The organism is Paenibacillus wulumuqiensis (genome assembly GCF_000971965.1).
GTDB lineage: Bacteria > Bacillota > Bacilli > Paenibacillales > Paenibacillaceae > Saccharibacillus > Saccharibacillus wulumuqiensis.
In genome coordinates this window covers 50849-75381 of record NZ_LAQP01000016.1, presented here as the reverse complement: position 1 = coordinate 75381, position 24533 = coordinate 50849, and the positions used below count along the sequence as shown (strand labels likewise).

Annotated in this window: 20 protein-coding genes and 1 pseudogene; 13 read left to right on the top strand and 8 right to left on the bottom strand. The window is 49.9% G+C overall.

Annotated elements, in window-relative coordinates; translation table 11 throughout:
• The first annotated feature begins 308 nt into the window (after positions 1-308).
• Complete coding sequence (gene nirB / locus WH45_RS18725; RefSeq protein ID WP_046215944.1) at positions 309-2732, top strand: nitrite reductase large subunit NirB; 2424 nt, start codon at positions 309-311, stop codon at positions 2730-2732.
• Positions 2733-2826: 94 nt separating this feature from the next.
• Positions 2827-3147 (top strand): nitrite reductase small subunit NirD, encoded by a 321-nt coding sequence (gene nirD, locus WH45_RS18720; protein ID WP_046215943.1) that lies wholly within the window; start codon positions 2827-2829, stop codon positions 3145-3147.
• Positions 3148-3309: 162 nt separating this feature from the next.
• Here the strand turns inward: nirD and WH45_RS18715 are convergent, their stop codons facing one another.
• Positions 3310-3909 (bottom strand): hypothetical protein, encoded by a 600-nt coding sequence (locus WH45_RS18715; protein ID WP_046215942.1) that lies wholly within the window; start codon positions 3907-3909, stop codon positions 3310-3312.
• A gap of 215 nt (positions 3910-4124) precedes the next feature.
• On the opposite strand from WH45_RS18715, the gene WH45_RS18710 reads away from it, so the two are divergent.
• The 3 genes from WH45_RS18710 to WH45_RS18700 all read left to right on the top strand — a co-directional run bounded on the left by WH45_RS18710 (position 4125) and on the right by WH45_RS18700 (position 6566).
• The gene (locus tag WH45_RS18710; RefSeq protein WP_052723854.1) at positions 4125-4937 is read left to right on the top strand and encodes a methionine ABC transporter ATP-binding protein; all 813 of its coding nucleotides are present in this window, start codon (positions 4125-4127) and stop codon (positions 4935-4937) included.
• Positions 4930-5610, top strand: coding sequence for a methionine ABC transporter permease (locus WH45_RS18705; RefSeq protein WP_046216058.1), 681 nt, complete (start codon positions 4930-4932; stop codon positions 5608-5610). Before WH45_RS18710 ends, WH45_RS18705 begins: the two co-directional genes overlap by 8 nt.
• Before the next feature lie 98 nt (positions 5611-5708).
• Positions 5709-6566, top strand: a complete 858-nt coding sequence (locus tag WH45_RS18700; protein ID WP_046216057.1) for a MetQ/NlpA family ABC transporter substrate-binding protein — start codon at positions 5709-5711, stop codon at positions 6564-6566.
• Positions 6567-6862: 296 nt separating this feature from the next.
• Here the strand turns inward: WH45_RS18700 and WH45_RS18695 are convergent, their stop codons facing one another.
• Positions 6863-7399 (bottom strand): hypothetical protein, encoded by a 537-nt coding sequence (locus WH45_RS18695; RefSeq protein ID WP_046215941.1) that lies wholly within the window; start codon positions 7397-7399, stop codon positions 6863-6865.
• A 343-nt stretch (positions 7400-7742) separates the two neighbouring features.
• Between WH45_RS18695 and WH45_RS18690 the strand changes: the two genes are divergently transcribed.
• Positions 7743-9149, top strand: a complete 1407-nt coding sequence (locus tag WH45_RS18690) for an NAD-dependent malic enzyme (protein WP_046215940.1) — start codon at positions 7743-7745, stop codon at positions 9147-9149.
• Between the two features lie 144 nt (positions 9150-9293).
• Here the strand turns inward: WH45_RS18690 and WH45_RS18685 are convergent, their stop codons facing one another.
• Both WH45_RS18685 and WH45_RS18680 read right to left on the bottom strand, forming a co-directional pair.
• Complete coding sequence (locus WH45_RS18685; protein ID WP_046215939.1) at positions 9294-10382, bottom strand: hypothetical protein; 1089 nt, start codon at positions 10380-10382, stop codon at positions 9294-9296.
• A gap of 138 nt (positions 10383-10520) precedes the next feature.
• The gene (locus WH45_RS18680) at positions 10521-11690 is read right to left on the bottom strand and encodes a stalk domain-containing protein (protein WP_046215938.1); all 1170 of its coding nucleotides are present in this window, start codon (positions 11688-11690) and stop codon (positions 10521-10523) included.
• Between the two features lie 471 nt (positions 11691-12161).
• Here WH45_RS18680 and WH45_RS18675 point away from each other — a divergent pair.
• From WH45_RS18675 to WH45_RS18655, 5 genes and pseudogenes are all read left to right on the top strand, one after another.
• A pseudogene (locus WH45_RS18675) lies at positions 12162-13169 on the top strand (AraC family transcriptional regulator).
• 166 nt (positions 13170-13335) lie between these two features.
• Complete coding sequence (melA, locus tag WH45_RS18670) at positions 13336-14838, top strand: alpha-glucosidase/alpha-galactosidase (protein WP_046215937.1); 1503 nt, start codon at positions 13336-13338, stop codon at positions 14836-14838.
• A gap of 505 nt (positions 14839-15343) precedes the next feature.
• Positions 15344-15859, top strand: a complete 516-nt coding sequence (locus WH45_RS22970; protein ID WP_052723853.1) for a hypothetical protein — start codon at positions 15344-15346, stop codon at positions 15857-15859.
• A gap of 270 nt (positions 15860-16129) precedes the next feature.
• The gene (locus WH45_RS18660) at positions 16130-17128 is read left to right on the top strand and encodes a Gfo/Idh/MocA family protein (protein WP_046215936.1); all 999 of its coding nucleotides are present in this window, start codon (positions 16130-16132) and stop codon (positions 17126-17128) included.
• 384 nt (positions 17129-17512) lie between these two features.
• Complete coding sequence (locus WH45_RS18655) at positions 17513-18418, top strand: hypothetical protein (RefSeq protein WP_046215935.1); 906 nt, start codon at positions 17513-17515, stop codon at positions 18416-18418.
• A 105-nt stretch (positions 18419-18523) separates the two neighbouring features.
• On the opposite strand, the gene WH45_RS18650 is transcribed toward WH45_RS18655, so the two are convergent.
• Positions 18524-19603, bottom strand: coding sequence for a hypothetical protein (locus tag WH45_RS18650; protein ID WP_046215934.1), 1080 nt, complete (start codon positions 19601-19603; stop codon positions 18524-18526).
• Positions 19600-20193, bottom strand: coding sequence for a sigma-70 family RNA polymerase sigma factor (locus tag WH45_RS18645; protein ID WP_046216055.1), 594 nt, complete (start codon positions 20191-20193; stop codon positions 19600-19602). The genes WH45_RS18650 and WH45_RS18645 overlap by 4 nt, the downstream gene beginning before the upstream one ends.
• A 360-nt stretch (positions 20194-20553) precedes the next feature.
• Between WH45_RS18645 and WH45_RS18640 the strand changes: the two genes are divergently transcribed.
• Positions 20554-20787: a hypothetical protein gene (locus tag WH45_RS18640; RefSeq protein WP_152663600.1), complete on the top strand. Its 234-nt coding sequence runs from the start codon at positions 20554-20556 to the stop codon at positions 20785-20787.
• Positions 20788-21110: 323 nt separating this feature from the next.
• On the opposite strand, the gene WH45_RS18635 is transcribed toward WH45_RS18640, so the two are convergent.
• Positions 21111-22037: a dipeptidase gene (locus WH45_RS18635; protein WP_046215932.1), complete on the bottom strand. Its 927-nt coding sequence runs from the start codon at positions 22035-22037 to the stop codon at positions 21111-21113.
• Positions 22038-22239: 202 nt separating this feature from the next.
• Here WH45_RS18635 and WH45_RS18630 point away from each other — a divergent pair, with 202 nt between their 5' ends.
• Complete coding sequence (locus WH45_RS18630; protein ID WP_046215931.1) at positions 22240-22902, top strand: C40 family peptidase; 663 nt, start codon at positions 22240-22242, stop codon at positions 22900-22902.
• A 210-nt stretch (positions 22903-23112) separates the two neighbouring features.
• Here WH45_RS18630 and WH45_RS18625 read toward each other — a convergent pair whose 3' ends face one another.
• Positions 23113-24117 carry a cation diffusion facilitator family transporter gene (locus tag WH45_RS18625; protein WP_046215930.1) on the bottom strand — a complete coding sequence of 335 codons (1005 nt, stop codon included), beginning with the start codon at positions 24115-24117 and terminating at the stop codon, positions 23113-23115.
• Positions 24118-24533 lie beyond the last annotated feature (416 nt).

Below are 24533 nucleotides of genomic sequence, written 5' to 3'. Positions count from 1 at the left end.
TGTATTGGAACCCGGTATAGCCAACAAACAACCATGCAGGGGAAAGCCGAATAAGCTTCTCCCTGCGGATCTTTTGACAGGGAATAGAGCGAGGGTAGATAAGAAGAAAAAAAGTAGATGAAATTTTAAATAATGTGATCTATGTCACATCTGGAACCTGACATCCTAGGTATACTGGGAACATAAGAAAACATCTAATTTTAAATACTAAAGATTGTGAAATTGGTAACATGATATGGTAACTATAACCAGTTAAGCCGGAAAGCCAAATAGAGAAAGAGACAACAGAGAATACAGGAGGAATCCATATGAACACAACACGCGAACGCTTGGTACTGATTGGGAACGGGATGGCAGGGGTAGCAACACTGGAGCAGATTATCAAGTTGGGCGGAGCTTATGACATCACCGTCATCGGCAGTGAGCCGCATCCCAACTACAACCGGATCATGCTCTCTTATGTACTGGAAGGCAGCCAGACGATCGATGATATCGTACTGAACAGCCACGAATGGTACGAAGAGAATCATATTACACTGCACACCGGTGTAACGGTAACAGCGATCGATCCGGAGACACAGATGATCCTGACGGATAGCGGCCTGCAGGTGCCTTATGACAAAGTCATTATCGCTACCGGTTCCAAATCGCTCATTCTGCCGATCCCCGGTCATGAAAAGCAGGGTGTTGTCGGATTCCGTGATATTGCCGATTGTCACCAGATGATGGAGGCAGCCAAGAATTATCGTACAGCTGCTGTCATCGGCGGCGGTCTGCTCGGCCTCGAAGCAGCCAAAGGTCTGGTCAGTCTCGGTATGGATGTAACCGTCGTCCATCTGATGGATGATCTGATGGAACGCCAGCTGGATTCCGTAGCTGCAGCGATGCTCAAAAAGGAACTGGAAAGCCAGGGCATCAAATTCCGCATGGGCGCACAAACCGCTGAGCTGCAGGGCGGCGAGCGCGTGGAGCGCCTGCTGTTCAAGGATGGTACGACGCTGCAGGCAGATTTTGTGGTTATGGCAGCAGGCATTCGTCCGAATATCGAAGTGGCACAGAACAGCGGCATTGAGACAACACGCGGTATTCTGGTGGATGATTATCTGCAGACTTCCATGCCAAATGTGTATGCTGTTGGCGAATGCGTACAGCACCGGGAGACCTGCTATGGTCTGGTCGCTCCGCTGTTCGAACAGGGTATGGTACTGGCCAAGCACATCTGCGGCCTCGAAGCCCAGCCGTATGAAGGATCGACCGTATCGACCAAACTGAAAATCTCCGGTGTCGATGTATTCTCGGCCGGCGTATTTATTGAAAATGAACATCAATCCGTCATTACAGCACGTGATGACTGGAAGAGAACCTATAAAAAGATCATTTTGCAGGATAACATCATCGTCGGCGCTGTATTGTTCGGCGACATCAACGACTCCGCTCAGCTGCAAAAGCTGATTCGCGAAGCCGCACCGATGACCGATGAGCTATATGCCGAACTGATGGGTACCGGCGGATGCAGCCATAGCAAGAAAAAAGCTTCGGTCGAAACAATGGCCAATGACGAAATCGTCTGCGGCTGTAACGGTGTCACCAAGCTGGATATCGTCAGTGCCATTCAGGACAAAGGGCTTACCAGTGTCGACGAGATCAAGGCTTGTACAGGCGCAACCCGTTCGTGCGGCGGCTGTAAACCGGTTGTTGAACAGATTCTGCAGTATGTACTCGGTGATGGTGCCGCTGTAGCTTCGAGCCAGGGCATGTGCGGATGTACTACCCACAGCCGTGATGAAGTAGTCGCTGCGATTCGTGAAAAAGGACTCCGTACCGTCAAGGAAGTCATGAACGTGATGGAATGGCAAAAGCCGGAAGGCTGCTCGAAGTGCCGCCCTGCGATCAACTACTATCTCGGCATGATCTATCCGGTAGACTATCAGGATGAGAAATCGTCGCGCTTCGTCAACGAACGCATGAACGCCAATATCCAGAAAGACGGCACCTATACTGTCGTACCGCGTATGTACGGCGGTGTCACCACTCCGGAAGACCTCAAGAAAATCGCTGATGTGTCGGTCAAATACAATGTCAAAGCCGTCAAAATGACCGGCGGACAGCGGATCGACCTGATCGGTGTCGAGAAGGAAGATCTGCCAAAAGTATGGGAAGAGCTTGATATGCCATCGGGTTATGCCTACGCCAAATCGCTGCGTACGGTCAAAACCTGTGTCGGTTCGCAGTTCTGCCGCTTCGGTACCCAGGATTCGATGGGAATGGGCGCATCGCTGGAACAACGATTCGAACGCCTCGACTTCCCGGCCAAGTTCAAAATGGCGGTCAATGGCTGCCCTCGTAACTGTGCGGAGTCGTGCACCAAGGATATCGGTATCGTCGGCAATGATGGCGGCTGGGAGATCTTTATCGGTGGTAACGGCGGGATCAAAGCCCGTCTGGCCGATTCGTTCTGCAAAGTCAAAACCGACCAGGAACTGATCGATCTGTGCGGCGCGATCATCCAGTACTACCGCGAGACAGGCAAATACCTGGAGCGTACATCGGAATGGGTAGAGCGCATGGGACTGGATACGATCAAGGCAGCTATTCTGGAAGACGAGAACAACCGCCAACAGCTGGTAGAACGCGTCAATATCGCACTCGCCCAGGTTGAAGATCCTTGGCAAAAAGTACTGAATGACGAAGAGACCCGTACCGCGCTGTTCGGTAAAAAAGTCGAAGTGTAAGCAAAGTATACGTCGAGGAAACGATAAATAAATGCTCAAACCATACCGTAAATTCAGGTGTATCCACGCAGAGATATAAAGGAGAGATGAAGCGATGAACAGTGTACAGACATTTTACCCTGTCGGTCAGCTGGAGGAATTCATGAGCCGGATCGGCCGTGTACTGGAACTGAAAGGATTGGAACTCGCCGTATTCCGCACATCGGATGATCAGGTATATGCATTGGAGAACCGCAATCCTCATCCAAAAGGCGGCCCAATAGCCGAAGGGATCGTATCCGGGCATATACTGTACGATCCGCTGTATGACTGGCAGATTGATCTGGAGACCGGACTGGTACAGGCACCAGATGAAGGTCAGGTGCGTACCTTTGATGTGAAGCTGGCAAATGGTCAGGTGTGGATTGCTGTCTGAGTGGCAGATGAAGGTTAGAGGCAAGCAATATTTTATGAGCAATCACTATTTGAATAAGTAAGCATTACTACGAAATAAACAGGCACCATTCTGACGGTTACCTTACGGTGATTATCAGAATGGTGCCTGTTTGCTTTGCAGTCTTATTTGCTTTGATAATGTTTATTTATTCACAATAAGAACATCGATCAATTTACCGTTGTTAGCACCAAAGTACATTGTAACTTTGCCATAAGTATACATCATCACCTGATCGTAACTGTCCAATATATCGTTGCCCTCACTATTTGGCTTGCCGAGCGCTTTACGAATATCTGCAAAAGTGTGGCCTTTAAACCCTGGGGGGACAATCAGGATACTGGAGAGAGTACGATTTGGGCCTTCAAAGTAAAAGACTGCATTGGGCATTTTACTTAGCTTGAAGTATTCTCCGCCAAGATAATAATCGGAGCGTACCGGCTGGCCATAGACTTTTTGGACCTGCTGCATGGTCATGCCGAAGCGAATTTTGTAGCCGGGGATATAGCCTTTTTTCAACATGGGACCTGTTTTGCTGTTCATGGGCATCACGGGATAAGCTGCTGCCAGAGGAGTGAGGACAGGCAGAGAGTGAATAGATGCTGCCGAGTTTGTATACAGCTGCGGAGCCTGAGAACCTGCGAGTTCTCCGTTAAGTGCAGCGGCTTTACTTTCGGCCGGGCTGAAAAGGCTGACAGTCATGAGGATAGTCAGCAGACTGGCAGCTGTGTGTTTTTGGATCATTGGATAAATTGCCCCTTTATCGTTAAAATAGTGAACGCTTTCTTTCTCATTATACCCTTTCCCTGGAAAGGTTTCATGTTAGATAATAAAATTAGTGACACAGCATAGACATTTGCTTATAATGTAGCAGAAGTGCCGGGTATAACAGTAAGGTAAGAATAGTAATACAAAGTATTCCTCAACAGGCCGGCTATGAGGCGGAGGAGGTCAGAGTGATGATCGCGCTGCAAGGCGTAAGCAAATATTTCAGTAGAATAGACGGTGGGCAGGCTGCGGTGGATGAAGTGACTCTGCATATCCAGGCAGGCGATATACACGGCATTGTCGGCAGCAGTGGTGCAGGTAAGTCGACCCTGCTGCGCATGATCAATATGCTGGAGCGGCCGGATCAGGGCTCGGTGACAGTAAATGGAGAGCGGCTGACCGGACTGCCCGAGCGGCGTCTTCGTCCGGCACGTCAGCAGATCGGCATGATCTTCCAGCAGTTCAATCTGGTGCACAACCGGACAGTGGGCGGCAATGTCGCCGTACCACTGGAATTGGCGGGTATACCCAAGGACCGCCGGCAGGCGCGGGTAAGGGAGTGTCTGGAACAGGTAGGGCTGCTGGACAAGCTGGATGAATATCCGGCACAGCTCAGCGGCGGACAGAAGCAGCGGGTAGCGATTGCGAGAGCGATTGCCAATCATCCGCGGGTACTGCTGTGCGATGAACCGACATCCGCGCTGGACCCTAAGTCCACGTCAGGCATTCTGGAACTGCTTCAGCAGATTAATGAGCAGCTGGGCGTAACGATTGTGATCGTGACGCATGAGATGGATGTGGTCAAGCGGCTGTGCAATACAGTGTCGGTTATGGAGCGCGGACGGATTACGGAGAGTTATTCACGGGAGCAGGATCATTTCGCTCCGGCACCGGATTATACGCTGTCCTACCGGGAGCAGCTGCTGGGTCGTTCGGATGATGCGGTTTCACCAGGTACGGAGACAGCGGCTGACCCACAGGATGGGGTGAATGGAAATGGATAATACACGTACATTTGCCGAGATGATGGACCGCTATCAGTCGGAGATCTGGCAGGCGATTGGTGATACCTTTACCATGGTCGGGATCTCGCTGGCAGCGGCTGTACTGATCGGGCTGCCGCTCGGTACACTGCTCTATCTGACCAAAAAAGGGCAGCTGTATGAGAATCTGTATCTGGCAGGACTGCTGAACAGCCTCGTAAACATTATCCGTTCCTTTCCTTTTCTGCTGCTGGTTGTCTTCCTGATCCCGTTCACCCGCATGGTCGTTGGAACTTCGATCGGTACGGAGGCAGCTTCGGTGCCGCTGTCGATTATCGCGATCGCTTATTATGCGCGGCTCGTCGAGCAGGCACTACTGGACGTTCCCCGGGGCGTCGTGGAATCAGCGCGTTCGATGGGCGCTTCCGGACTGCAGATTGTGTTCAAATTTCTGTATGTGGAGGCACGTTCCGGGATGGTGCTCGGATTGACCACGTCGGCGATCAGTTTTATTTCCTATTCCACGGTCGTTGGTATCGTAGGCGGTGGAGGGATCGGGGACTTTGCGATCCGTTACGGGTATCAGCGGTTCGAGACGGATGTAATGGTCTATATGATCATCCTGATGATTATTCTCGTCCAGGCAGTCCAGTTTACAGGCAGTCTAATCTCACGACTGATCGACAAAAGGTAATTCCAATTCGCTGGTAGCAGCTGCGCTTAACACGCATAGGCGCTCTGGCACAAATGAAATTCACACATTATACTACACACGGGGGTACCCTATTCATGATGAACAAGAAAGCACTACTCATTTTACTATTTGCAATGACCCTGCTGCTCGCAGCCTGCGGTCAAAAGGCAGACAATACGGCAGCAACAGGCAGCAAGCCCGACCAAGCTGCTACCGAAACAGGTACAAATGGTGAACAGACACTCAAAGTCGCTACCCTGATCCCACCAATGACCGACATTCTGGATATTGTGAAGCCACTGCTTCAAAAAGACGGCATCAATCTGGAAGTCGTTGTACTGTCCGACAATGTACAGCCCAATGATGCACTGGCGAACAAGGAAGTCGATGCGAACTTTTTCCAGCACGTTCCTTATATGACGCAGTATAACGAAAGCAAAGGCTCCAACCTGGTCGCGATCCAGCCGATCTATGATGCGATCTACGGCGCTTATTCCAAAAAGTACAAGAGCATCGAAGAGCTGCCGGAAGGCGCAGTAATCGCGATTGCCAATGATCCGTCCAATATCGGACGCTCGCTGCAGATGCTTGCGGCAGCAGGCATGATTACACTCAAGGACGGTGTAGGCATGAACGCTACACAGGCAGACATTACCGACAATCCGAAAAAATTTGCATTCAAGGAAGTGGACCTGCTGATGCTGGCCCGTATGTATGATGAAGCGGATCTGGTCGCAATGACTCCAGCTTATGCCAAGCCGCTGAACCTGACGCCGGTCAAAGATGCACTGGTTACGGAAAAGGCGGATTCCACCTTTGCCATTACACTGGTAGCACGTGAGGACAACAAGGATTCCGCCCCGATCCAGAAGCTCAAAGAGCATATGGCCGGTCCGGAAGTGAAGAAATTCCTCGAAGACAATTATTCCGATATCGCTGTACCTGCATTTAAATAATATAATTGGATACAGGATACAGGATACAGGATACAGGATATTAAGAAGCAGAACTCAAAACTCGAATTCTGGTATATGATGCAGAATAGAGATACATGCTTCTGCATCATAGGATTATAACCATAAAGGCTGTTCCCGCGACCCGGTAATACAGAGGTCGGCAGGAACAGCCTTTATATGTAAATCTCCCTGGATAATACAGCAGTACCTCATAACAGATACATGCCGTTCAAGCTGCAGATTGGCTAAAATTCAATGTACTGCAGTTCAATGTACCGCACAGCCCGGAATCAAACTCAGGCTGTGCTTTTTTGTTTGCGCGGCCACAGCGTATAGCTGAAGCTGATCACAAAGTCGATCGCCAGTACAATCGCCCACACCCGGATAACCGAGTTCAGTACAATCGTCCGCGACGGATCACCTACATACCAGATCATGAACAGCAGCAGAGCATTACCGACGATCCATGAGATCAGATGCATCATCCAGCCGGTGCGCTCATGACGGGCATGCTCACGTCCATATAGTTTCTTCGGTCTCTGTCCATCAGCGAACCGGTAGGCGAACCGTTCATCCGCCCAGCGGATCATCCGGTGTCCATAAGCGAGCGACACCCCGATATACACTGCGGCAATACCATGCGCCATCGTGGCCGTGGCTCCGCTGCGCAGATCCATAAAGGCTGCAATGAGCAGTACCAGATCAATTAACGGCGTACAGATCAGCAGAAATGTACTCAGACGCTTGGCTCCGAGGATATAACGCGCAGCCAGACCGCCGATAACGAATACCCAGAATAACACTTCACACGCTACAATCAGGTAAGCAATCATTCCCTATCTTCCTTTCCCTAAACAATGAATTGGGTGCTGCCTTCTGCAATAATTGTAACGCAGTCATGGCAGGGAACCCCATACACCGACAGGATGATTTTGGAAATGGAAAGGGTAAACCTGCTGATGGAGTACAGACGGTTTCCTGTCCAGGATGAGGAGAAGAGAGGGGATAAGAGCGGAATACGCCATATTAAATGACCACTGGATGAAAATCCCATTTGCCCCGGTTTCTTTGTGATCAAACTGTGCTATAATAAGTCCGAACTTTATTGTAAGCGTTCTCTTTTATTTGCATGCTTTCTTAACATAATCTATGACTATTGAACAGGAGGATTCCCCCATGGCTCTCGGAACAAGTATGATCATACGTTTACAGATGGATAAGAAACAGGTGACTTTTGGAGAAGTAGCCGGTGCGATCGGGGAAGCGGGCGGCGATGTGGTCGCAATTGACGTTATTCATGCCAGCCCGGAGAGTACGACACGTGACCTGACGGTCAATCTGCCGGAGAGTGTGCGTGAGATGATCTTGCAATCGGTGGGTGCCCTGACCGGTGTCAAAGTCGTCAACGTCTCAGACCGTACCTTCCTGGCGCATCTCGGCGGCAAAATCGAAATTCAGCCCAAGACCCCGGTCAAAAACCGTGAAGACCTGTCCCATGTCTATACACCGGGCGTAGCCAAGGTCTGTATGGCTATTCATGAAGACAAGCAAAAAGCCTTTTCATTGACCGTCAAACGCAATATGGTCGCTGTCGTCTCGGATGGCACCGCCGTACTCGGCCTGGGCGATATCGGTCCCGAGGCAGCCATGCCCGTTATGGAAGGTAAAGCGATGCTGTTCAAGCAGTTTGCGGATGTGGATGCATTCCCGATCTGTCTGAATACTACGGATACGGAAGAGATTATTAATGCGGTCAAATGGATGGCACCTACATTCGGTGGAATCAATCTGGAAGACATCAGCTCGCCGCGCTGCTTTGAAATTGAGCGCCGCTTGACCGAAGAGCTGGATATTCCCGTTTTCCATGATGATCAGCATGGTACCGCTGTCGTCGTACTCGCAGGTCTGCTTAATGCACTGCGCATCGTCGGCAAATCGCTGGAGACCGCCAAGATTGTCGTACTCGGCGTTGGAGCGGCCGGAGCAGCATGTGTGAAAATGCTGCTGTCTGCAGGTGCACGCAATCTGATCGCCGTTGATCGCTGCGGCGCGCTGGTGTCGGATGAAGAGTATCCGCATGAGATGTGGAACTGGATTGCGGCTAACAGCAACCCTGACAAGCTGCGCGGCGATCTGACCGAAGTCATTCAGGGAGCGGATGTATTCGTCGGCGTCTCCCGTCCGGGACTGCTGAGTATTAACCATATTCAGACGATGGCCGAAGATCGCATCGTGTTCGCGATGGCGAATCCCGATCCGGAGATTGACCCGGAAGTGGCCGAGCCGTATGTGCGTGTACTGGCTACCGGACGCAGTGATTATCCGAATCAGATCAATAACGTGCTGTGCTTCCCGGGCATTTTCCGTGGCGCACTGGACTGCCGGGCGAGCGTGATCAACGAAGCGATGAAGGTCGCTGCTGCCAAAGCGATCGCTTCGGTAGTGAAGGAAGACGAGCTGAATGAGCTGTACATTATTCCGGGGGTATTTAACGATCAGGTCGTTAAGCTGGTGCGTGATGGCGTGATCCGGGCAGCGATTGAGAGCGGTGTAGCCCGCCGGGTACCGCAGGAGTATCGTTAAATGGTCTATATCCTGCAGGATAGTAGATATATAGTTTTTGGGCGTGAATGAAAAAGCCGGGGAACAGGTAATATGCCTGTTCCCCGGCTTTTGTTTTGTACATAACGTTCTAGACACGCATATGCAGCAGCAGCCATGCAACCGTTACAGAGCAGCCAATTTGCTGAGGTTGTATGTCACTGTTTTTTTGGTGAGACCTTGAGCTTCGACGGTGAAATAGAGCGTATTTCCTTTTCGTTTGACAAAAGTCAGACCGTCGCGTGCTCCCATCGGTCCCGAGTCGATTTTGACAAATTCCTGTTGCTCCGGTGTAAGCAGCTGGTCGAACAGAATGACACTTTTGCCGGTTTTGCGGCTGATCAGCTGCAGCTGGTAATCCGCCGTATTACGGATCAGCATCATATCATCGTCGATCGCTTCAATACTGTACATTTGGTTTTTGCCTTTACCGCCGAGATCGAGCAGATCTATTGTCTCCAGCACTTTGCCGGTGCCGTCTTCGATAATACGCAGCTTTTTGCCGTCATTTAGGACAACATTATTGTTATAGCTGTCGACGAGGTCGGTACTTCCCCAGTTAAAGTCTACTCCGGTCCTGCGAATGATCTGTCCTTTCTTGAGCAGCAGCTGAAATAGCTGGCTGTTGATATGAGGTTCGCCGTAGGAATCATTTACCGTAATCAGCAGCAGCCCTTTGGGGGTGGAACGAATGGTGATATCGCTCAGATCCAGACTGGTATTTAGGGATGTTAATTTTATCGGCTTGTTTTTGCCGACAGCAGTGAACAGATCACCGTTTGCTTTGGTAACCGTATAGGTTACACCTTTGTAGGCTTTGCTAATAAAAGAATAATTATGAATATTGGATGCTTTGACCATATGAGTGGCAGGATCATATCCATCGTATTTGCCATCGAGCGCCTGTACGGCAAATTTGAAAGGTACATACACTTCCATCTGTTCGGATTGCGGATTTTTTTTCAGAAAAGCAGCTCCTTGCATGGTGACTTTTTTGCCATCCAACATGGCAATTTTGCTGCCGTCGCGAACCGCGATTTTCTTGATCCAAGCGTTGAACCCGGCACGTTTACCCGTCGTGTCCAAGGTATAGTCGAGATTTGCCAACGAGGCTAAAGAAGTGAATTCGATATAGGTTACGCGATTACGTATAATCGTCGTATCCTCGAAGGAATTGTTATAGCCCTCACCCTGATAGCTCCATTGGTATTTCATTTCTGTGGCAGCAGCTTGTACCGATGGCGTATAAACAGTGGGAAGCAGAAGAGCAGATGATAGCAATAAGGAAGTTAGTATTTTTTTATTCATAATGATCATTCCTTTCCCAAATATACATCCAGCTGGCTGATCCGATTAATTCAGCTTATCCAGATTGTACGTATATTTCTTATTTTCTCCGTTAAAGTCGGCGTACGTAAAGTACAGCGTACTGCCCGAGCGCTTGGTAAATTTGAGACGGTCGCCGCCGCCGAATGGACCGGTATCTTCTTCAACCGCCTGCTGCTGTTCCGGGGTCAGGAACTGCTGATACAGCAGTACACTGTTGCCGTTTTTGCGATTGATCAGCTGCAGCTGATGATCAATGGAATTGCGGATCAGCACCATGTCCTGGTCGATTGCTTCCACATTGTATTTCTGATCTTTGCCTTTGCCGGCCATCTCCACGAGGTTCAGGGTCTGGAGCACGTTGCCGGTTCTGTCTTCAATGATGCGAAGATTCGTGCCATCGTTCATAACGATTTTATCATCGTAGCCATTGACCGTATTGATACCGCCCCAGTGAAAATCGGCCCCGGTCTGACGGATTAGCTGTCCATTTTTGAACAGCAGCTGGAACTGCTGGCTGTTGATATGGGGTTCACCGTAAGAGTCATTGACCGTAATCAGCAGCAGGCCGCCCGGTGTGGAGCGGAATTCCATGCCGGTAGAATCGAAGCCGGTTTGGAGGGAAGCCAGCTTGACCGGATCTTTTTTGCCCCGGGTGGCATACAGATCGCCGTTTAGCTTGGTCAGCGTATAGGTGGTTCCCTGGTATACATCGGTTACAACCGCGTAGGTATGGATATTGTTAAGCTGGTAATTGCCTTTACCGGCAGCAGGGTTAATCAGCTTGCCATCCAGCGCTTGGGCTGCGAACCGCAGGGGAACATAGACAGACGGAGTGTCGGTTTGCTTGCTTTTGCGGATTATCGCCGGTGACTGCATGGTTACACTTTTGCCATCCAGCATGGCGATTTTGCTGCCGTCACGTACAGCGAATTTCTTGTTCCAGCCGTTAAAGGAAGCACGTTTGCCGGCAGTATCCGTTTTGAACTCCAAACCCAGGTCGCCCGCCAAATAGCTGATATCCATATAATTGATTCCGTTGCGGACTAAAAGCGTTGCCGAAGTTTCACTGGTATAACTGCCGCTATCAAAATGAAGAATGAGCTGCGGGGAGCTGGCTGCCTGTACAGAAGCCGGAGATACCGGCAGCAGCAGCGCCGAGGAGAGTGCCAACGTAATCCATGTTTTTTTGTTCATCGGAAGATTCCTTTCTGTTAAAAGGTAAAGTATTCTAATATTTACAATAATATGGACGAGGATAGAAGAATAAAGTTGCAATAATGGCAGTCAGGATGGCAGAGTATAGATACATATTTCAATGGCATAAAAAGCGCAGCGTCAGCCGTTCAATAGACAATGAATGCTGCTGTGTAATGCGGGAAAGAGAGTGAAGGCAGATCAGCCAACATGCCGGTTAGTAAGGGAGAGAATGCGATGAGCAGAGCAGAAGACGATTATCCCGACATTCATCTTCTACCAAGGTACAGGGAAGATTATGCGGTTCAGGCGATAACGAAGCCGCATGAACGATCGGATGTAACAGAGCGAAATAAACGTTCTATTTCTATTGTCTCCGGGATGCCGGAAATTGGCGGAGGCCATGTGCAGCCCAAGTCTTCACTATGGAGCGATAAAGCTGTAGATGATGCAGATGTGCGTCACATACACATTACTGAGTCTATCGGCACACTGTATCGCAGCGATATTCTTGGCGGCAGGCATCGTCCGCATTTTTAGGCGTATTATTACAAGCAGTGGACCGACTACGAGATGGCCTATCATCAGCATCCATCTACGGAAATTATGTATATGATCTCGGGAAGCTGCCGGATTGAACTTCAGGTTAACCGGCAGGCAGGCATCGCCAGAGCATTGCATTCGGAGGAGGGATCATTGTCTGGCGCAGCAGATATAAAAAAGGAATATCCTCTGGCAAATGGCCGCACATATTCCGAAGCGGTGCAGCTGCATAAAGGCCAATTTATCGTCATTGATGCGAATGTACCGCATCGGCTGATCGTGGCGCCGGATTCCACCTGCCGGATGCTGAATATCGAGTTTGGCATTGTACGTTCGGGGAACGGTTCTTCGGTACTGAGCGATATGATACGGGAGGAACAGGAGCTGTCTGCTTTGCTCCACGATCCGCAGGATTATTACGTGCTGTCCGATCCCGAGGAAGTGTATTACACGCTCAAATCGCTCGTACTGGAACTGAATCAGCAGCGGACTTCCCCGATGCTGGGTGAACTATTGTTCGCCCAGCTGCTGACACGAATTGCCCGCCTGTATCAGGAAGCGCGGATCAGTCACCTGCCACAGAGCGAGTGGTATGTCCGGCGCAGCATCCAGTTTATGCACCAAAACTATGACCGCTTGATTCGCATGGAGCAGATCGCCGCAGCAGTGAATGTGCACCCCGGTTATTTGCACCGCATTTTCAAAAAGCATATGCATATCACACCAACCGCCTATCTGAATGACCTGCGTATGGATAAAGCGATGATGCTGCTCAGTCAGACGGATATCCCGATTCCCGAGATCGCCGATTATGTAGGAGTGGCGAGCCGGCAGTATTTCCACCTGCTGTTCAAAAAGCATACCGGTACGACCCCCGCCGAATACCGCAGCCAGTCCGAGCGGTTCGTCAGAGGCTACTCCGATCCGAATGATTGATAAAAAGCAAACCGGCTATGCGACCCGGAAGGTTAGGATTTTTGACAGCTTTCGCGGTAAACGGTCATGATATTGATAACGCTTACTTCCATATTAAAAGTAGAATAAACGAGTAAACACCGTGCTTACTCGAAATGGATTCGAACAGAAAAATGGAGGTTAGATCATGTCATTCAAAGTTGCCTTTGTCGGCGCAGGCAGTATTGGCTTCACCCGGGGACTGCTGAGGGATCTGCTCAGTGTACCGGAGTTCCGCGATATCGAGATCGCTTTTACCGATATCAGTCAGCACAATCTGGAGATGGTGACCGAGCTGTGCCAGCGGGATATCCGGGAAAATGGGCTGCCCATCACGATCCAGTCGACGACCGACCGGCGTGAAGCGCTCCAGGATGCCAGATATGTCATCTGTACGATTCGTGTCGGCGGACTGGAAGCTTTTGCGACTGATGTGGATATTCCGCTCAAATACGGAGTCGACCAGTGCGTCGGTGATACGCTTTGTGCAGGCGGTATCATGTACGGCCAGCGCGGCATTGCCGAGATGCTCCATATCTGCCGGGATATCCGTGAAGTGTCGGCGGCAGATGTGCTGCTGCTCAACTACTCCAATCCGATGGCAATGCTGACCTGGGCATGCAATGTGTATGGTGGTGTGAACACGGTCGGTCTCTGTCATGGCGTCCAGCATGGTCACCACCAGATTGCCGAAGTATACGGATTGGATAAAAAGGACGTGGACATCATCTGCGCCGGGATCAATCACCAGACATGGTATATCCAGGCGACGCATGAGGGCAAGGATCTGACAGCCGGATTGCTGGAAGCTTTTGAAAAGCATCCGGAATACAGCCGTACGGAAAAGGTGCGGATCGACATGCTGCGCCGATTCGGCTATTACAGCACCGAATCGAACGGACACCTGAGCGAATATGTACCCTGGTACCGCAAGCGCCCGCAGGAAATCGGGGACTGGATCGATCTGAACAACTGGATCAACGGCGAGACCGGCGGATATCTGCGGGTATGTACCGAGGGACGGAACTGGTTTGAGACCGATTTCCCCAACTGGATGAAAGAAGAGCCCAAACGCTTCGCAGCAGAAGAACGCAGTGAGGAGCATGGTTCGTATATTATTGAAGGGCTGGAGACCGGACGCGTGTATCGCGGACATTTCAACGTGATCAATAACGGCATTATCGCCAATCTGCCGGATGATGCCGTAATCGAGGCACCGGGCTATGTGGATCGAAGCGGCATCTCCATGCCGCATGTCGGCAAGCTGCCGCTCGGACCTGCAGCCGTCTGCAATGTGAGCATTTCCATACAGCGTCTTGCGGTAGAAGCGGCAGTTCACGGAGATGACCAGCTGCTGCGACAGGCCTTTCTAATGGACCCACTCGTCGGCGCCGTCTGCAACCCGCCGGAGATCTGGCAAATGGTCGACGAGATGCTCGTCGCCGGCGAAGCCTGGCTGCCGCAGTATACCGAAGCAATCGCTGCCGCCAAAGAACGTCTCTCCAATGGTCCGCTCATCCCGACACAGCAATATGAAGGAGCTGCCCGCCTCAAAGTGAAGACCGTCGAAGAGATGCAGCAGGACCGCGATGCCGCAACCCGTAACGCCGGTGAAGCGGACAAAGGCAAGGATCGTGAAAAGGTGCAGTAGCAAAAGGAACTAATAGCGTTAGCACAGAATAATACAAGCAATAGCAAGAGGAAATAAGATTGCAGCTTACAAGCTATCTAATGCTACAATTTTCGTCTACGACCTTCTAGCGTTGGACGTTATTAGAATACTATGATTTTTAAGGTGAAGTTTCTAACTGTAGTATCTCATTGCTATAGAAATAGTATAATTTTTATTCGCCTTTTCAAAATATCATCCCGTCGACAGGGCAGCGAGCATAATAGCTGTCCTGTATTGTTGTATCCAGAGGTGCCCCGTTAACCTATTGGCTGATGACAATACCCGGCTTCATTAAACGGCCAAAAGTGGCAGCGAATATACCCATCCCTTACTCCATTACTGCTGCAATCAGGAAGAACATCTACCATCCATTCACTTCATCAGAGCCTTTGACATCGTAAAATGATGCCCGTATAATCATGGTTTAGCCAACTGGTAATATCTTGTAGTTCACCTCACCCGCTAAACAAAGGAGATCAGCAACGTGAAGAAATGGTTTATTATGGCTTGCACCATCACAGTACTCATCGGCATCGCCTTCTTGGTACAGATCAAGATGTCTTCTAAGAATCATATGGCAGAATCAGCAAATGTCCAGTATCCGGCCAGCCAGACCCGGGCCGAACCACCAGCCCGATCAGCAGCGGAAATACCATCTTTCGATCACGCCCAATCCGCTCCATATAATCTGCTGCTCATATCCGATACCATCCATTCAGGAAAAGGAAGCTACACAGGCGCATTCGCCTGCACCGCCCAAAACGGTAATTATATCGATGTGAACGTCGTCAATAACAGCGAATCCCCGGTACTGTTCAAAGTATCCCAAAACACAAACGATTTCGGTTATATCAAATTAGCCAGCAAAGCCGCCTTAACGAGAACATTCCAGTCCGCCAAAACCGGAGACCTGTCCGGAGATTGGAGAGTATACATCACCAACGATTCCGGAACCCTTATGAATCTAAAAATATCTGCCGGCCAGTTCACCACTCACTAACTACATAGCTGCAACAAGAAAAGCAAGCCCTAGTTGTATCCCAAGCTGCCAATGAGGATTCATCCACCCACATGGAAATAAGTGACAACCCAATAACAAATATTTAATACAAATTATCAGAATATTGATATACGTACACCAGCAAAAACTTTACGCTTAACATAGCAAGGGTTTGGTGAAATACAATCTAGCAGGTGACCAAGCCTGCGGCACATACAGCCAGGTGCTGAGGTCAAGCGGCATTTCGGCTCCAAGGAGGAGAATATTCAGATGTCCCAATCAACCGAAGGCAAGATCAAATGGGGAATTATCGGCACAGGCGGTATCTCCAATAAATTTGTGGCAGATCTGCCGCACAGCAGCAATGGGGTCGCTTACGCGGTCAGCTCCCGCAGCCAGGAAAGCGCAGATGCGTTCGCCGGCAAATATAATATTCCCAAGGCGTATGACAACTATGATAAAATGCTGCAGGACCCGGAAGTGGATGTTGTCTACGTGGGAACGCCGCATCCGTTACATAAACAGAACGTGCTGGATGCCCTGAATGCGGGCAAACATGTACTGTGCGAGAAACCTTTTACCATCAATGCGGGTGAACTGGAAGAAGTCGTCGCGCTGGCAAGAGAGAAAAAGCTGTTCCTGATGGAAGGCATGTGGACTCGTTTCCTGCCGCCGATCCGCCGTGCACGCGAATGGATCAGAGACGGCAAGATCGGCGAAGTGCGCCTGGTCAAAGCAGACTTTGGCTTCCGTATTGGCTGGGACCCGGAGAGCCGTCTGCTTAATCCCGAACTGGGCGGCGGCGCGCTGCTGGACGCAGGGATCTATCCGGTATCCTTTGCCTCGATGGTGCTGGGTGCCAAGCCTGCGGAAGTATTCAGTACCGCCCATATCGGCGAGACCGGTGTGGATGAGCAGTTCTCGATCCTTCTCGGTTACGAAGGCGGCCGCGCGGCAACCCTGAACGGTGCGGTCCGTCTGGGCTTCCCGAACGAAGCATACGTGCATGGTACGGAAGGATATATCTATCTGCCGCAGTTCCTGTTTGGCGCATCGGCATCTCTGTTCGTGAATGGGGAAAAGGTAGAGACATTCCAAGACGACCGTAATTCCGAAGGATATGCCCTGGAAGCCGAAGAAGTCGGCAATCTGATCCGTGCAGGCAAACTGGAAAGTGATATCATTCCGCTGGAAGAATCACTGGACATTATGCGCCTGCTGGACAAAGTCCGCAGCCAATGGGGACTCAAGTATCCGGGAGAGCAGTAAGCCGAGGATTTGATGGATAAATACAATTAAACAATGTAAACATATAAAACGTATACAGCAGCTGTTGAAATTGTTGTATATCGTCTCGTAATAAAACAGCCTACTGATTGCATGAACATCAGCAGGCTGTTTTGTTATAAACGATATGAACAGCTCATAGAGAGCTTTCTGCCTTACAATCAGCAGAAATATTTTTTACAAGGTTTTATATCATACTGAGAAAAGCTAACGTGGGTGCAGCAATAAGCAAAGAAAAGACAAGCACAATTTTCAATAAAACAATGTTCTCATTCAATGTTTGATTTGGCCAGTATAGCTTGAATAGCCGTCAGTTTTAATAGGTATCCTGGAATACTGACTATTGAGATAAAGGAGTAGCTACATATGGAATCTATAAAGATTAAAAATTACCATCCCGACCAATTGACCGAAATGGTATCTTTTCTTCACAGGACTGACCATATGCACAGACAGCCTATGCTGCAGAATCCATCCCGGCGAAAGGATGCATTCTATACCCTTTTCGATCATCAGATTAGCGGGTTGCTGATCAGCTGGCATAATTCTTTTCATCCGTATGCCGATTATATTACGCTGATACTCGATCCTGATCAGCAGCATCGCAGAGCAGGAGATATACTCCTTTATGAAGCTGTACAACGATCATCCAAACCCTATCTACAGCTATCGATAGGGGAGAACGCGTACCCTGAGTCCGGATTTTATGAAAGCCGGCAGTTTAAAGAAGTCAGACGTACTTATGTGCCTAAGCTTAGCGTACAGCAGGGGCTGCAGTATCTGCTTACAGTTGAATCATTTGACGAGCCGCCAACATCCTTTTCCATTCTGCACTTAAAAGAATGGCAGCAGCATGATCAAGATTACTCCCGGCTGGCGAAGAGAGTCTATACTGATTATGAGCGAGTACATGCTATCAATCCTCCAGCACCAATGGATATGCAGAAATGGACAGCTTTGCTGCAGGAGGATGATCTGATGCCGGAGGGCAGCTACATTGCCTATAATCCGCATAATAATCAGATACTGGGTTATGCCCTGATGCATAAGTCAGTGGAAGCAGATACGGTGGAGCTGGGCTGGTCTGATCAAGGATCATATCCCGAATTAAGACTGCTTCTGATCCAGGAACAGCTGAAATATGCCCGGCAGCATGGTTATACATCCATTGAGATGGAGATCGACAGTACCGATCCGATGAGAATGGAGCTGTTATCCCGGCTGCCTTTTCAACCGGCCCCCGCATTGATTACTTACCAGTATCGAAAATAACTGCTCCTGGATTATCCGATAATCTGCTAGACTAGCGTCCCTTATTCTGGCGGAAAAATAGTCCGCAGCAAATGTATGCTGCGGACTTGATCTATGCTCGTTATATTATTGAAGACTCTCCGCCATTCGAATCATATCCTGCTTTGATATCGAGGTATCATCTGTCGTCAGGGTAAATGTTGTAAGAACCCTACCCTGATCATCCGGCTTGGCCGCCCAGTTTAAAGATCGGAGAAGTCCCAGTTCCTGCTTAGCAGAGAACTCCAAATATCCGTTTGGCGCTGTACTGTAGAACATTTTTCCCTTTTTGGAATTCACAATCGAAACACTGGTATTATTGGCATCTTCAATCTCCAGTTTATTATTTGCAGAGCCACGCATGGTCAAGTAGGAGAGCTGTATACTTTTACCTGTCGACGAAGTATAGATAAGCATCGGTACCTGTAAAAAGCGATTCGTCTCATCTTCCGGCGGTACAAGTGTCCAGGCGTATCCTTGCAGTGGATGAGCGGCCTTGTCCTCCAGCAAATTCATGATCATTTGCACCTGCTTTTTCTTCTCGTTGACATGAGCGTCACTCATATAATATTCATCCAGTCCATAAGCGAACTGGTATCCATCCGGTACATACTGAGGTGTGGGAACCGGGCCTGTCGTTGGCTGTATCGCTGGATACCAGCTGTCGACTGTCGAGAACTTGTGCGGCTGATTAACGACAATTGTGGATCCCATATGAGGCAAGGCTTCAAATTTGCTGCTGTATACATAGGCTGATTGCCCGGCAGACAGCTGGGAGCGCACTTCGCTAATGATCTGCTGAATCTCGGCGCTCTGTTCCGGGGTGACCGGCTTTATATCACTGACTGTATAGGATAGAATCGACTTCCCGGTAGTGATGGAATAAGCCATATTCGCCGCATAGGTGCCGCTGCCTAGAACAGTAATGCCGATGACCAGCAGCGCAGCCATCTGCCATTGATAATACCGTCCACGTGGTTTGCGTATTCTTGCGGCATAGGTCCGCTTGCGGTCCCTTGTCTGCTTTTGCCGTCTGATCGCATACTGGTCAAAAAGCCGCTCGATCCCGGCGTCCATCTCCGGTGGGGAAGCAATAGTCTGCACACTACCGGACAGTGCCGTCTGCAGATGCCGTTCCAGCTGTGCAGTTTGCTGCTCTTTCTTCATAGGGATTCCCCTTTCTCCGTGTAATATCGTGTCAGCTGTCTCAGTTTCTCGGGGTCTTTGCGCAGTCGATTCATAGCCTGATGATGTCTTGATTTGGCCGTACCCAGCGGAATATCCAGCACATCCGCCACTTCCTGAAAAGAATACTCCTGGTAATACCGCATAATCACGACGCTCCGCAGCTTGGACGGAAGCTGCTGCACCATACGCAGCAGTTCGCGTTCGCTCTCCTGCCGAACAACGGTCGTATCCGCGCCGCTTTGGGTCAGCTGGTCATCTTCACGGTAGGCGCTGGTGCGCAGATGCAACCGCAGACGACGCCACAATTTGCGATTCCAGTTGGATGTCTGCGCGACGATCAGGCCATTTAGCCATTTCTGAAAAGGCTTGGTGGGATCGTAGTTATGCAGCGACCGGAACAGAGCCATGTATACCTCGCTCACCACATCCGCTGTATCTTCCCGCTGATTAACCAGCAGCAGCACCGTACGGTAGATATAGTCCTTGTATGACGCATAGAACGTCCGAAAGGCGTCGCGGTCGCCCTGCTCCATCTGATGCAGGCAATCCTGCAGTTCCTGTTCACTCATCGTTGTGCTCACCTCCTGATATGTATACTCTATATTGGTCCGCAGATTGGAAAAGGTTCGCTTTTTGACAAAAATAATTCCAGCAGGCAGATAAGCAAAGCGCAGCAGCGATTCCAAAGGTGGGATCGCTTTTATTTTTTTGCTGATTATGTCTATGGTTTGATAGAAAACGGCGATTTTGGTTGAAATACATAATAGAAACGTCCTCGCTTTACATTGCGCTAATATCCCTTTACACAATGCTGCAACTTCATCGGCTTATTGTAGAATATCTGATTCCTTTCTGCTTTCGGTGCGACACTCCGCGAACGGACAGTGGACTGCCTTGCTCCTAATCCTTCTGACTTGAGGTGTAACCGTATGAACACAAGGAACACAACTGTTAACAAATGGATAGGCTCATTGCTTATCCTGGCTGCTCTGGCGATCTATATCATTTTCCAGACCCGGATGGCTGTAATGGCCGGTATCGTGCTGCTGGCAGCAGGGATTGTGATCAGCCTGCTGACCATTCCGCGCGGACAGCGTATCCAGCGGGCGACTTTTTATGTAGTGGCGATCCCGGTGTTTTATTTTATTCGTGCTTTTATGTAGGGGACAAAGAGGGACGGATATCGTAATGCGTCCTTTTTGGTGCAAGCAGAAAGCCTGACCGGCACAACGAGCCGATCAGGCTTCTTTTGCATATCTGCGCTATACGTATAACTCCATGTCATTTTCAGATCTATTTGTAAAAGCAGCTCCCTGTGACAGCAAGCAGAACAGCGAATAGATACGGAGTGGGAGACGACGAACAGAGCAGCAGGCCATAAGTTCAGAACATCCGCCATAATCCTGCAGCCTTTCAAATTACTGTCCATGAATAAAGAATATTCCGATACCCATCGTTGGTTCCTACCCTAACGCTTCGCCTGGTTCTATACAGGCAGATGTCTTATAAAATTCCCATGCGCGAACCCTTGCACCTGTTCTTCCGTATAATGTTTGAGCAGTTCTTCGATCAAGCGCTGTGTCTGACCGGCATGCTCCAATCCCTGAATATGCATGGATATCCCGTCAAAGTCCGAGCCAAGTCCAATATGCTGCTCTCCGCCCAGTGCGCAGAAATGATCGATATGCGCGACCAGCTGCGGGATGGTGACAATGTCTGTATTTTGTACAAAATAAGGGCAGTACACCACATGCACCATCGCCTGCCGCGCAAACATCGCCCTGGCCTGCTCATCCGTCAAATTGCGCGGATGATCCAGCAGAGCACGTGCATTGGAATGACTGGCAATCGGATAATCGGCAATCTCGATCACATCCCAGAAGGCCCGCTCACACAGATGGCTCATATCCGTCAGCATCTTGTATTTGTTATACATGGCGACCAGTTCCCGGCCAAAGGTCGTCAGTCCCGCTCCACGCGGCTCCAGCGCGCCATCTGCAGCCAGATTGGCAAAGTTCCAGGTGAGTCCGACAGAGCGCACACCGAGCCGGTAGAGCAGGTGCATTTTGTGCAGATCGTTACCGATCGGATCGACGCCTTCCAGTGTCAGCAGCGCGCCGATCTGGCCTTGCTGCAGGCTGGTGATCTGACTCCAGTCGGTAATATGGACGATTTCCGGATGCTTTTCCAGCACTTCCGCGTAGAAATAATGAATCTGATCCAGACAGGACTGGAACTTTACCGGATCAGGCAGATCGGGATCGACGAACACCGCGTATCCTTGCAGACGGATCTGTCCTTTCAGCAGTCTGTTCCGGTTCGTCTCCAGCTCCGGGGCATCCGTATAGCGAAGCTTGCCGCCAGATTCCCATATCTTATATAATGCATCACAATGAAGATCGATAATATGCATACAATTCAGCCTCCCTGGCTACCATTTGGAATATATTGTTTCTAAATTACAACATATAAGAACGAGATGGTAAAGGGAACAGCCCAATCGGGTATAAGAAAAGAAGATCATCAACAGAAAACCATGAATCTGTGCAATGTGAGAAACGTGGCTGTCTGTTTCCAGCCAAAAGTCATTATGTATTATACATTCGAGGTGCAGCATGAAAAAATGGTATCAACCTATACAATCCCTGGGACGCCGGTTATTTGACAAGAATCATGATAACCGGATTCAGTGGGCCGAAATCTATCTGGCCGTCGGTGGTGTACTGCACCGCGCACTGGTCGAAGCACCGCGCCGCCGTGCCGCCGTTCGCCGTCAGCAGCAGGACCTGCCGGTATCCCGCATTCGTGAGACTCCGCTACTGCCGGGCGATATTATTTATACCCCCAGCTCCGAGTCGACCTATTATGCCGGACATATGGGCATTCTCGGAATGGACGGACGGGTGTATCATGTGCATCCATTCGGTCCGGTCTTCTCGGATACGGTGGAATGGTATATCAAGCGATTCTACGTAGGCGACCGGTTCGTCGTGTTCCGGTCCAGACAGCCGCAAGCGGGAGAGCAGGCTGCCCGCTGGGCACAGGAACACTACAAGCAGGTCACTGCCTACCGACTGCATACCGGCCTGGATAATGTCCAGCGCAACTATTGTTCCAAGTTCATTTACCAGGCGTACCTGTTCACCAGCGGCATCGATATCTGGGCCAAAGGCAGGACCCGGACGCGGCAGGGCTACATTTATCCGTTCCGTATCGTCAAATCCAAAGAGCTGGACATGATCGCCAGCTACTACAGGGAAGCACCTGCCGGTCAATAAACTTATTTGGAAACGAAAATTTGATCTACTGAACGTCAAAACACAATTTGCTGCCGGGTTTCTTTTATTCAGAGAGCAAAGAGAACAAAGGCGAGCAACAGGCAGACTTTCTGCTAATATACAGCCTGTTGCCAATACGAACCACCAAAAATAAGCTGCAGCGTCCATAAACAGACGCTGCAGCTTATTTTAACTATGATTCCAGCCAGCTTACTCCGGCTTGTTCTCGGTTTTGCCCGCTTTCCAGCTCTGTACACTGTCGTCTTCGACAATGCTCAGCGCTGCATCTGCGATATCCGGGTTCATCAGTAGTGCCTGCTGTACCCGCAGTTTGATATCGTCCGCATCGGCCAGCGTTAGCCCTTTGGTCAGTTCGATGACACCATCGACATGGTAATAGCGCCCTTCCTGGATAATGCGCAGCGACTGGATATCGGCTACATGACTGTCTGCAAAGATGGTCGCTGTTACTTTATCCGCCACATCCTGCGGAGCCGCGACGCCGATCAGACCGATCATATTGTCATAACCGACCCGGAAAGCGACCGCGATCATCAGACAGCCGATCAGCAGGGTCACCACACCATCCATGAGTGCAAAGTTGGTCAAGGAGATCACGATAACCGAGATCAACGCCAGCAGAGCGCCAAGCACGGCAACGATATCTTCATAGAACACCAGACGCGTCGGTGGTGCCGCCCGGCCTACATTGCGAAATGCACTGCTGACGATTCCAAAGCCATGCGCCTCGGGAGCACGGGATTCGTGAATGATCTCCTTCATTGCTTTGACCAGAATCATACCATCGACGAGAATATTAATGATCAGCACGACGATATTCAGCCAGGCACCGCCTGATGAAGCCGATGGATGCTGAAGCAGGTGGATGCCTTCATGAATGGTCTCGTACGCCATAATGGTCACCACGATGACCGCGATCATGCAGAAAATATTGATTACCCGTCCAAAGCCGGTCGGGAAGCGTGGAGTCGGTTTCTTTTCCGATAAAATACTGCCGACAAATACAAATCCCTGGTTTACCGCATCCGCCAGCGAGTGCATCGCCGAAGCGAACATCGCCCCGCTGCCGCTGAACAGAAAAGCGCCGCCTTTACACAGAGCAATAATCGCATTGCCGATCATGGCAATCGCGGATGATTTGTTGCCTTTTTTGATAAGTGAGCCGAATGTTTCCTTTGCTGGTTCCTGAGCCACAATAGCCCTCCTTGCGTGAATGAATTATGTATGAGTATAGGACGAATCTAACCGATTATATCCAAAGTTAAACGTTCTTCCAAATGAGATGCGGTGCTAATGAGAGGGTTCATGTTACACAAGAGACATATTTATTGAGGCAGTACTGTCATACATTTGGCTATGTCGGTTGTAATGATTGTGCTGCTAACAACTGGTATTTGTGAATGTGGGTGGAATGGATAAAAAATATTGCGGAGTAGGTATTGGGAGGGCGGAATTTGTTGTGGGTGCTGCATCCAGTACATTCGCTGTATCCGCTGCGGAAAGAGATTCTACCACTCCGTGCTGCAAGTTTACTTGGGCAGATTTTAGATGCAGCAATGATACCTTAGGACGTGTCCTTATTCCTTTCCGGAGTGAATGACATAAGTCCC